This is a genomic window from Rhodospirillales bacterium (assembly GCA_014323865.1).
Classification (GTDB): domain Bacteria; phylum Pseudomonadota; class Alphaproteobacteria; order SP197; family SP197; genus SP197.
The window spans coordinates 174,776-182,265 of record JACONG010000013.1 but is presented as its reverse complement, the minus strand read 5'-3'; the positions used below and the strand labels follow the sequence as shown (position 1 = coordinate 182,265).

Genomic DNA, 7,490 nt, shown 5'->3' with positions numbered 1-7,490 from the left:
GTTTGTCGACATCCTCGACGAAAGCCGACCATATCGGGTCGAAGGGCCGGGGGTCAAGCCTCGTTGGAACTTTTTTCGCTGACCGACAAGGCCGGTTTTTCCGCTGCCCGACAAAGCCGGGCCTGGGGCTCGCCGACACACTGCGGCGGCCCTTTGCCCGACACGGTCCGCGACATCCGCCGGGCCAGGCGCGGCACCCGTCCTCGCGCGCCAGGGGGATCAACGCACCCATCGTGGCGAACTGTGGCGAGGCCTGGAACAGGTCGATCAAGGACCCGGATCGCATCACCTCAATCGGATCGTCAATCGGATCGGGGAACCGGGCACTGGGAACCGGGCACATGCGTGCCGATCGACGCGCCCTGGTATGACAGGCCTTGGTATTAAAGGCGTTTCCGAACGGCATCGGCCACCGCAGCCGGCGTGATGCCGAAGTGATCATAGAGCGCCTCGTGCGGCGCGGACGCGCCGAACGACGACATGCCGACGACACCGCCAGCAGAACCGATCATGTCGGACCAGCCGAAGGTCGAGCCTGCCTCGACGGCAACACAGGCGGTCGCCGGATCGATGACCGAGGCGCGATAGGCATCGTCCTGCTGGCGGAACAGCTCCCATGACGGCATTGAAACGACACGGGTCGAGACCCCGTCGGCCTGCAGCGCATCGCTGGCGGCCAGGGCAATCTCGACCTCCGAGCCCGACGCGACGATCGTCGCACCGGCGTCGCCTTCGGCATCACGCAGGACATATCCGCCTCTGGCGCAGAGATTGCCGTCGACCGCTTCGGTGCGGACCTGGGGCAGGCTCTGACGGGTCAAGGCGATGACCGAGGGCGTTGAGATGGTCGACAGCGCGAGTTCCCAGCATTCGGCCGTCTCGACCGCATCGGCGGGGCGGAACACGTTGAGGTTCGGGATCGCGCGCAGGCTGGCGACGTGCTCGACCGGCTGATGGGTCGGGCCGTCTTCGCCCAGGCCGATGGAATCGTGGGTCATGACGAAGACGACACGAAGGCCCATGAGCGCGGCGAGGCGGATCGCCGGGCGGCAATAGTCGGTGAAGACCAGGAATGTGCCGCCGTAGGGAATGACACCGCCGTGCAGCGCCATGCCGTTCATGGCCGCGGCCATGCCGTGCTCGCGCACACCGTAGCGGACGTAGGAGCCGCCGTAGTCGCCGGGCGCGACATCGACCATCGGCCCGGTGCGGGTGTTGTTCGAGCCGGTCAGATCGGCCGATCCGCCGATCATCTCGGGCAGGGCTTCGGTGAGAGCGTTGAGCGCGAGTTCGCTGGCCTTGCGTGTGGCGACAGCCCGGGGGGCGGCCAGGAGTCCGGCAATGTGCTCTGCGGTCGCCCTGGCGGCGATGTCGCTGACATCGCCGGTCATGCGTCGCTCGAACTCGGCACGATCGCCGGCATCGGCTGCCGCCAGAGCCGATTCCCAGGCTTCCCGCGCTGCCGTGCCGCGTGTGCCGGCGGCGCGCCAGGCCGAAAGAATGTCATTGGGGATCACGAAGGGCTCGTGAGACCAGCCGAGTTCGGTTCGGGCGGCGGCGATCTCCTCGTCGCCGAGCGGGGCACCATGGGTTGCGGCCGTGCCCTGCTTGTTGGGTGCGCCGTAACCGATCGTGGTGCGGCAGGCGATCAGGCTCGGACGGTCGCTCGCCTGCGCATGTTCGATCGCGGCGGCCACGGCGTCGGTGTCGTGACCGTCGACGCGCCCGGTGTCCCAGCCGCAGGCGTCGAAGCGCTTCAGCGTATCGTCGGATTCGGCCAGCGACGTGGGTCCGTCGATCGAGATGCCGTTGTCGTCGAAGAGCACGATCAGATGGCCGAGCCTGAGATGGCCGGCCAGGGAGGCGGCTTCGTGGCTGATGCCCTCCATCAGGCAACCGTCACCGGCGATGACATAGGTCCGGTGGTTCACGAGATCGCCGAAGCGCGCGTTGAGCACGCGTTCGGCGAGCGCCATGCCGACGGCGTTGGCCAGACCCTGGCCGAGTGGGCCGGTGGTGGTTTCGATACCGTCCGCGTGGCCGTACTCGGGATGGCCGGCGGTGCGGCTGCCGAGCTGCCGGAAGTTGCGGATCTCGTCCATCGTCATGTCGGCATAGCCGGTGAGATGGAGCAGCGCGTAGATCAGCATCGAACCGTGACCGGCCGAGAGCACGAAACGGTCGCGGTCCGGCCAGTCGGGCCGGGCAGGATCGAACTTCAGATAACGGCCGAACAGCACCGTCGCGACATCGGCCATGCCCATGGGCATGCCGGGGTGACCACTCTTCGCCGCCTGCACGGCATCCATCGCCAGGGCACGAATGGCATTCGCCATCGCACGTTCCGATACCTGGCCCGTCGCGCTGTCGTTCACGTCACAGATCTCCAACGTCACAGATCTTCGGTATGAGGAGCCGAAACGGTCCGACCTGATCCTCTCCTACATTGGCTTTCACGTTCTGGAGCGTCAACCGGCGATGAGCGGTGTCGGTCCGGGAATTGGATGTTGTCCAGAGGTGCTTTATCCGCGCCTGACAAGCCGTTATCCTTGCAGCCGGCGGCAAGGTATTGATCCAGGGCAAACAATGAGCACCGAGGACGCGGCTATCGCGAAGCTCGACCAGGCGATCACGCGTCTGGAAACAGCACTGAACCGTCTCTGCAACCGGACGGAGGGTGAGGCGTTGAGCGAACTGGAGGGCGAGAACCGCCGCCTTTCGGACGCGCTCGACAGTGCGATGCAGAAGCACAGGGAGCTTGAGGGTCGCATGACGGATGTGAGCGGACGGCTCGACGGGGTTATCGTCGAGCTCAAGTCGGTGCTGGGGCGTTAGGCGATGGCAGAGGTGTCGGTCCAGATCAACGGACGCAGCTACAAGGTCGCGTGCGGACCCGGAGAGGAAGAGCGGATCACCGGTCTGGCATCGTTCGTCGACAGCAAGGTTCAGGACCTTGTCAGTGCGCTCGGCAATGTCGGCGATCAGCGACTTCTGGTCATGGCAAGCCTGCTTCTGGCCGACGAACTCTGGGACCTGCGCGAAGGCGGTGGCCAGGTGCGGTCGAACGACGACGGCAAGGCCGGGCGCGCCCGGTCGATCGAGGCGCTGGCCGAACGGCTCGACCGTCTTGCGGACAGGCTCGAAGCGTCCTGAGGCGATTTCGCCAACCCGCAATCTGTCATATAAGGAGCGCGGGGCGGTCGTCTGCCCGGTGCGTTGACCATATATTCCCTGGGGCCAATGCACATCACCCGGGAGCTGTCCCTGGCGGGGGTGTGCCCTCGTTATCACGGCGCCCACCTGCGAATGCAGGCCACGGTGGAATGTGTTCCGGTTGACGGCCACGGTGGTGCCGCCCCACATGAACCCCATGAACATGAACCCCATGGATACGAACGACAAAAAAGCCGCGCTGCGAGCCAGGTGCCTTGAGCGGCGCAAGGCGCTGCATGCCGCCCAACCGCAGGCCGGCGAAATGGCATGCGACCATTTCCTGAATTCCCCGGGCTTTCCCGACGAGGCACCCGTGGCGGCCTATCTGCCGGTGCGCGACGAGTTCGACGTGATGCCCTTTGCCGAGGTCGCCGAGATGCTCGGCCATCCGGTCGGCATGCCGGTGGTCAAGGGCAAGGGCAGGCCGCTGACCTTTCTGGAATGGACGCCCGACATGGACCTGGTCGAGGGTGCGTTGGGAATTCCCACGCCGCCGCCCGATGCGCCGCAGGTGATCCCCGAGATGGTGCTGGTGCCCATGATGGCCTTCGATTCCGACGGTTACAGACTTGGCTACGGTGGCGGGTTCTATGACCGCACCCTTGCCGACCTGCGCCAGCGCAACCCCAACACCATCGCCGTCGGCGTCTGCTTCGCCGGTCTCGAAGTGGCCAGCGTCCCGCATGACGAACACGATGCCCGGCTCGACTGGATCGTCACCGAGAACGACGCCTTCAAGGTGTGATGGTGTGATTCCTCAGCCAGGGTTTCCCGAGGCGAGGGCCAGAGCGGCGCCTGCGGCATGTCCTGCGCTGCCGCCCGAAACGCTGCCGCAGTGACGGAGTGTTGTGTCAGACCGTCTGGTGACGGGCGTGGGAGCCGCGTTCGATGGCGGCGGCGGTGAGGCGGTCGATGCCGAGGCACCAGCGAATCTGCTGGAGCACGGTCATCTCGCCCTCATCGACCTCGAGATTGGCCGCGGCGATGTCGCAGGCGATGGCATAGGCTGTCTCGCGCAGCCTGGCCGGGATATTCTCGCCGATGATGGTGATGACGGTGTCGAAGCCGTCTTCCTCGCTCAGGAGCGAGGCACAGGCCTCGGCGATGCGGGGCAGCTGCTCTTCCTCGAAGCCCCGGAAAGCGGGCAGGTGACGGACGATATCGCCGATGGTGCGGAGTTCCTCATCGTCCATGCTGCCGTCGGCGGCCGATACCACAACCATTGTGTAGATCAGCGCGGCATGGTGGTCGAGCCGGGTCATGACTTTGTCCCTTCCGGTTGAGCGGCCGCGATCGGGCCGGTAACGTCGAGATGGGGGCGCACCTGAAGGCACCGATCCGCAGGAATATAGAGCGGATTGCACCCAGTTGGAACCGCCTGCGTTTCCAACTGGGTGGGTGAATCCGTCCTGCATCGAAAGACTCGGAGCATCGTCACCCGTTCGGATGGGTTCAATCGGAACGGGATATGCTCCGGGAACGGACCCTGCGTTTGTCGAGGGAGGCTGTGATCAGCTTCTCAAGTGGTCGTGGATTTCGGCGATGGTGTCGGCGAGACCCAGCCGTCGCGCCTCCAGTCCTTCGGGGAAGGCGGTGAGCAGGCGGGAGGGCAGCGCGTGGTCGAGCAGGACGAAGACACCACGGTCGTCGGCGCGGCGGACGAGGCGGCCGAAGGCCTGACGCAGGCGCAGCCGGGTGATGAGATCGTCCCAGCAGCTGCCGCCGAAAGCCTCGCGCCGCGCCTTGTGCAGGAGGTCGGGGCGCGGCCAGGGGACGCGATCGAAGACGATCAGGCGGAGCGAGCGGCCGGGCACGTCGACGCCGTCGCGCATGGCGTCGGTGCCCAGGAGGCAGGCGTCTTCCTCGGCGCGGAAGATGTCGACCAGCGTGCCGGTATCCATGGCGTCAACATGCTGGGCATAGAGCGGCAGACCGGCGTGTTCGAGCGCCTCGGCAACGCGGCCGTGGACGTCACGCAGGCGGGCGATGGCGGTGAAGAGGCCGAGCGCGCCGCCGCCGGAGGCCAGGAACAGCTCCCGGAAAGCGGCAGCCACCTGGGCCGGGTCGTTGCGCGACACGTCGGTGACGATCAGAAGACGGGTCAGTTCGGGATAGGCGAAGGGCGAGGCGACGGCCGCTTCGGTCGGCGGCCTGGCGAGATGGCGCATGCCGGTGCGCAGGTTTGCCGCCTGCCAGCCGTCACGGCTGTCGGCATCCGGGTTGTCGGCATCCGGGTTGTCGGGGGGAAACGGCATGGCGTCGCGCAGGGTGGCCGACGTAATGATGGCACCGTGGGCTTTGGCGACGACGTTCTCGGCAAAGGGCAGGCCAGGGTCGACCCAGTGGCGATGCATGCCGACATCGATCTCGCGGCCCGCGACACGGTCGAGCGAGAACCAGTCGACGAACGCATCGGGCGTTTCGAACTGGAGCTGTTCGAGCATCTGGCGCCAGGCGCGGACCACCGTGAGGCCGCGCCGGTCGATACCGCGGATCATGGCATCGAGGCGCAGACGGGTGGCCGTGTCGAGCTCATCGGCCTTGTCGTCGAGTTCGGTGGCGAGATGTCTGGCGAGTGCGGCCAGCGGACGGTGAAGCTCGCCGAGGGCGTCGTGGAGCAGGCTCGCCGCTTCGGCGATGCCGTCAATCAGCGGTGCGGTGGGGCACTCAAGGCTGTAGCCGAGGTCGTTTTCGTTATTGCGGGCCAGGACCTGCTGGCGAACCAGCGCGAGGAACCCTTCGGTCGGGCCGCGCGGCCTGTCGTCGGCGATCCGCTGGCGCCAGCCCTCGGCCGGGAGACAACGTGCCGCCTTGAGGACCTGTTCGAGCGGTTCCTCGCCTTCGTCGCCGATCAGGTCGCCGATCCGCCGGGCAAGACCGCGGGCACGGGAGCGCCGGCCTTCGGCGCCGAGCAGCCAGCGGCGCAGGTCCTCGCCCTCGCGGCCGGTCAGTTCGGCTGAAAACACGCTGTCGGAGGCATCAAAGAGGTGATGACCCTCGTCGAAGACGTAACGCGTGGGGAGGTTGGGGTCTTCGTCGCCGGCGAGCGAGGCCTGGATCAGGACAAGCGCGTGGTTGGCAACGACAAGGTCGGCCTGACGCGCGCGCCGGATCGACCGTTCGATGAAGCAGGTCTGATAGTGTGGGCAGGCCGAGTAGACACACTCGCCGCGCTGGTCGGCGAGGCCGAGGGTGCGGGCGTTGCCGAGCAACTCGACGAGCCAGCCGGGAAAGTCGCCGCCGGTCATGTCGCCGTCGCGGGTGGCCGAGACCCAGCGCGCGACGAGACCGAGTGGAATGGCTTCGTTGGGACGGCCGGTGATGACCTGGCTGGCCTCGGCGAGGTTCAGGAGGCAGATGTAGTTCTCGCGACCCTTGCGGATGACGATGCGGCGGCGCTTGGCGGCGGGGTCGGGGACGAGGCGGTCGAGCTCCTGGTCGACCTGGCGTTGCAGGTTGCGGGTGTAGGTGCTGATCCAGACCGTGCCCTTGTTCTTCTCGGCCCAGACGCTGGCGGGCGCGACGTATCCCAGTGTCTTGCCGACGCCCGTGCCCGCCTCGGCGATCACCGCCTCGGGTTCGCCGACCTGCTGGCGGGGTGCGAAACCAGGGGAGAGTGCCATGGCGTACTCGGCCTGCTGGGGCCGTTGTTCGGCATCGTCGCCGAGCAGGGTCGTGAGGCGTTCGTGAACCTCGTCCCCGGAGACCGGCCGATGGCCGGCCGGGGTGCGCGGCGCGGTCTCGCTCCACTCGTCGAGCTTCGACCAGACATCGAGTGACGGCCGGACCGAGGCATCGAGCGCCAGGGCATCGGCAACATCGCCGCCCCAGAGCCAGCCGCCGTTGATCATGGCGACGGCGATGCGGCCGGCCCGGTTCTGCGGGATCGGCTCTTGCCGGCGCAGTTCGTCGAGCAGGAGACTGGCGGCGTGACGCAGGGCAATCGTCTGATCGGTCAGATCGTGAGGGTCCGCCAGATCGAGCGCCTGCGCCAGGCCGCGCGGTGTCGGCACCACGAAACGGGCGGGACGGACGAAGGCGACGAGCTCAAGGATGTCGAAGGCGGGCGCGCTGCGTGTGCCGGTGCGGCGGCGCATGGTGGCGGCATGGCAGATCAGCGGTGCGGGCCCGGTCTCCCAGCGGCGTCGCGCTTCCGCACGGTCGATCTCTTCGGGCTCACCGTCGGGTGTCAGCCACACAGTGCCGGCCGCGCCCGCGACCATGGTGGGTGCGGTGCGCCAGCCACCGGCGGCTTCGAGGCTCATGGTCATGCCTTC

The 7,490-nt window shown here is 67.2% G+C and carries 6 protein-coding genes; 3 read left to right on the top strand and 3 right to left on the bottom strand.

The genetic code is table 11. The annotated features are described in order from the left end of the window. Nucleotides 1–383: 383 nt before the first annotated feature. Complete coding sequence (gene tkt / locus GDA49_07645; protein ID MBC6440269.1) at nt 384–2,336, bottom strand: transketolase; 1,953 nt, start codon at nt 2,334–2,336, stop codon at nt 384–386. A 250-nt stretch (nt 2,337–2,586) separates the two neighbouring features. On the opposite strand from tkt, the gene GDA49_07640 reads away from it, so the two are divergent. From GDA49_07640 to GDA49_07630, 3 genes are all read left to right on the top strand, one after another. After that, complete coding sequence (locus GDA49_07640; GenBank protein ID MBC6440268.1) at nt 2,587–2,835, top strand: DUF4164 family protein; 249 nt, start codon at nt 2,587–2,589, stop codon at nt 2,833–2,835. Between the two features lie 3 nt (nt 2,836–2,838). Beyond that, on the top strand, nt 2,839–3,153 hold the full coding sequence (locus tag GDA49_07635) for a cell division protein ZapA (GenBank protein MBC6440267.1): 315 nt from the start codon (nt 2,839–2,841) through the stop codon (nt 3,151–3,153). Nucleotides 3,154–3,334: 181 nt separating this feature from the next. Then, nucleotides 3,335–3,958 carry a 5-formyltetrahydrofolate cyclo-ligase gene (locus GDA49_07630; GenBank protein ID MBC6440266.1) on the top strand — a complete coding sequence of 208 codons (624 nt, stop codon included), beginning with the start codon at nt 3,335–3,337 and terminating at the stop codon, nt 3,956–3,958. Between the two features lie 106 nt (nt 3,959–4,064). On the opposite strand, the gene GDA49_07625 is transcribed toward GDA49_07630, so the two are convergent. Then, nucleotides 4,065–4,475, bottom strand: coding sequence for a tellurite resistance TerB family protein (locus GDA49_07625; protein ID MBC6440265.1), 411 nt, complete (start codon nt 4,473–4,475; stop codon nt 4,065–4,067). Nucleotides 4,476–4,724: 249 nt separating this feature from the next. After that, the gene (locus tag GDA49_07620) at nt 4,725–7,478 is read right to left on the bottom strand and encodes an ATP-dependent DNA helicase (GenBank protein ID MBC6440264.1); all 2,754 of its coding nucleotides are present in this window, start codon (nt 7,476–7,478) and stop codon (nt 4,725–4,727) included. Nucleotides 7,479–7,490 lie beyond the last annotated feature (12 nt).

Excerpts from the sequence above, each read along its gene's own strand:
- tkt (MBC6440269.1), bottom strand. The coding sequence starts at position 2,336 with ATGGCGAATGCCATTCGTGCCCTGGCGATGGATGCCGTGCAGGCGGCG.
- GDA49_07640 (MBC6440268.1), top strand. The coding sequence starts at position 2,587 with ATGAGCACCGAGGACGCGGCTATCGCGAAGCTCGACCAGGCGATCACG.
- GDA49_07635 (MBC6440267.1), top strand. The coding sequence starts at position 2,839 with ATGGCAGAGGTGTCGGTCCAGATCAACGGACGCAGCTACAAGGTCGCG.
- GDA49_07625 (MBC6440265.1), bottom strand. The coding sequence starts at position 4,475 with ATGACCCGGCTCGACCACCATGCCGCGCTGATCTACACAATGGTTGTG.
- GDA49_07620 (MBC6440264.1), bottom strand. The coding sequence starts at position 7,478 with ATGAGCCTCGAAGCCGCCGGTGGCTGGCGCACCGCACCCACCATGGTC.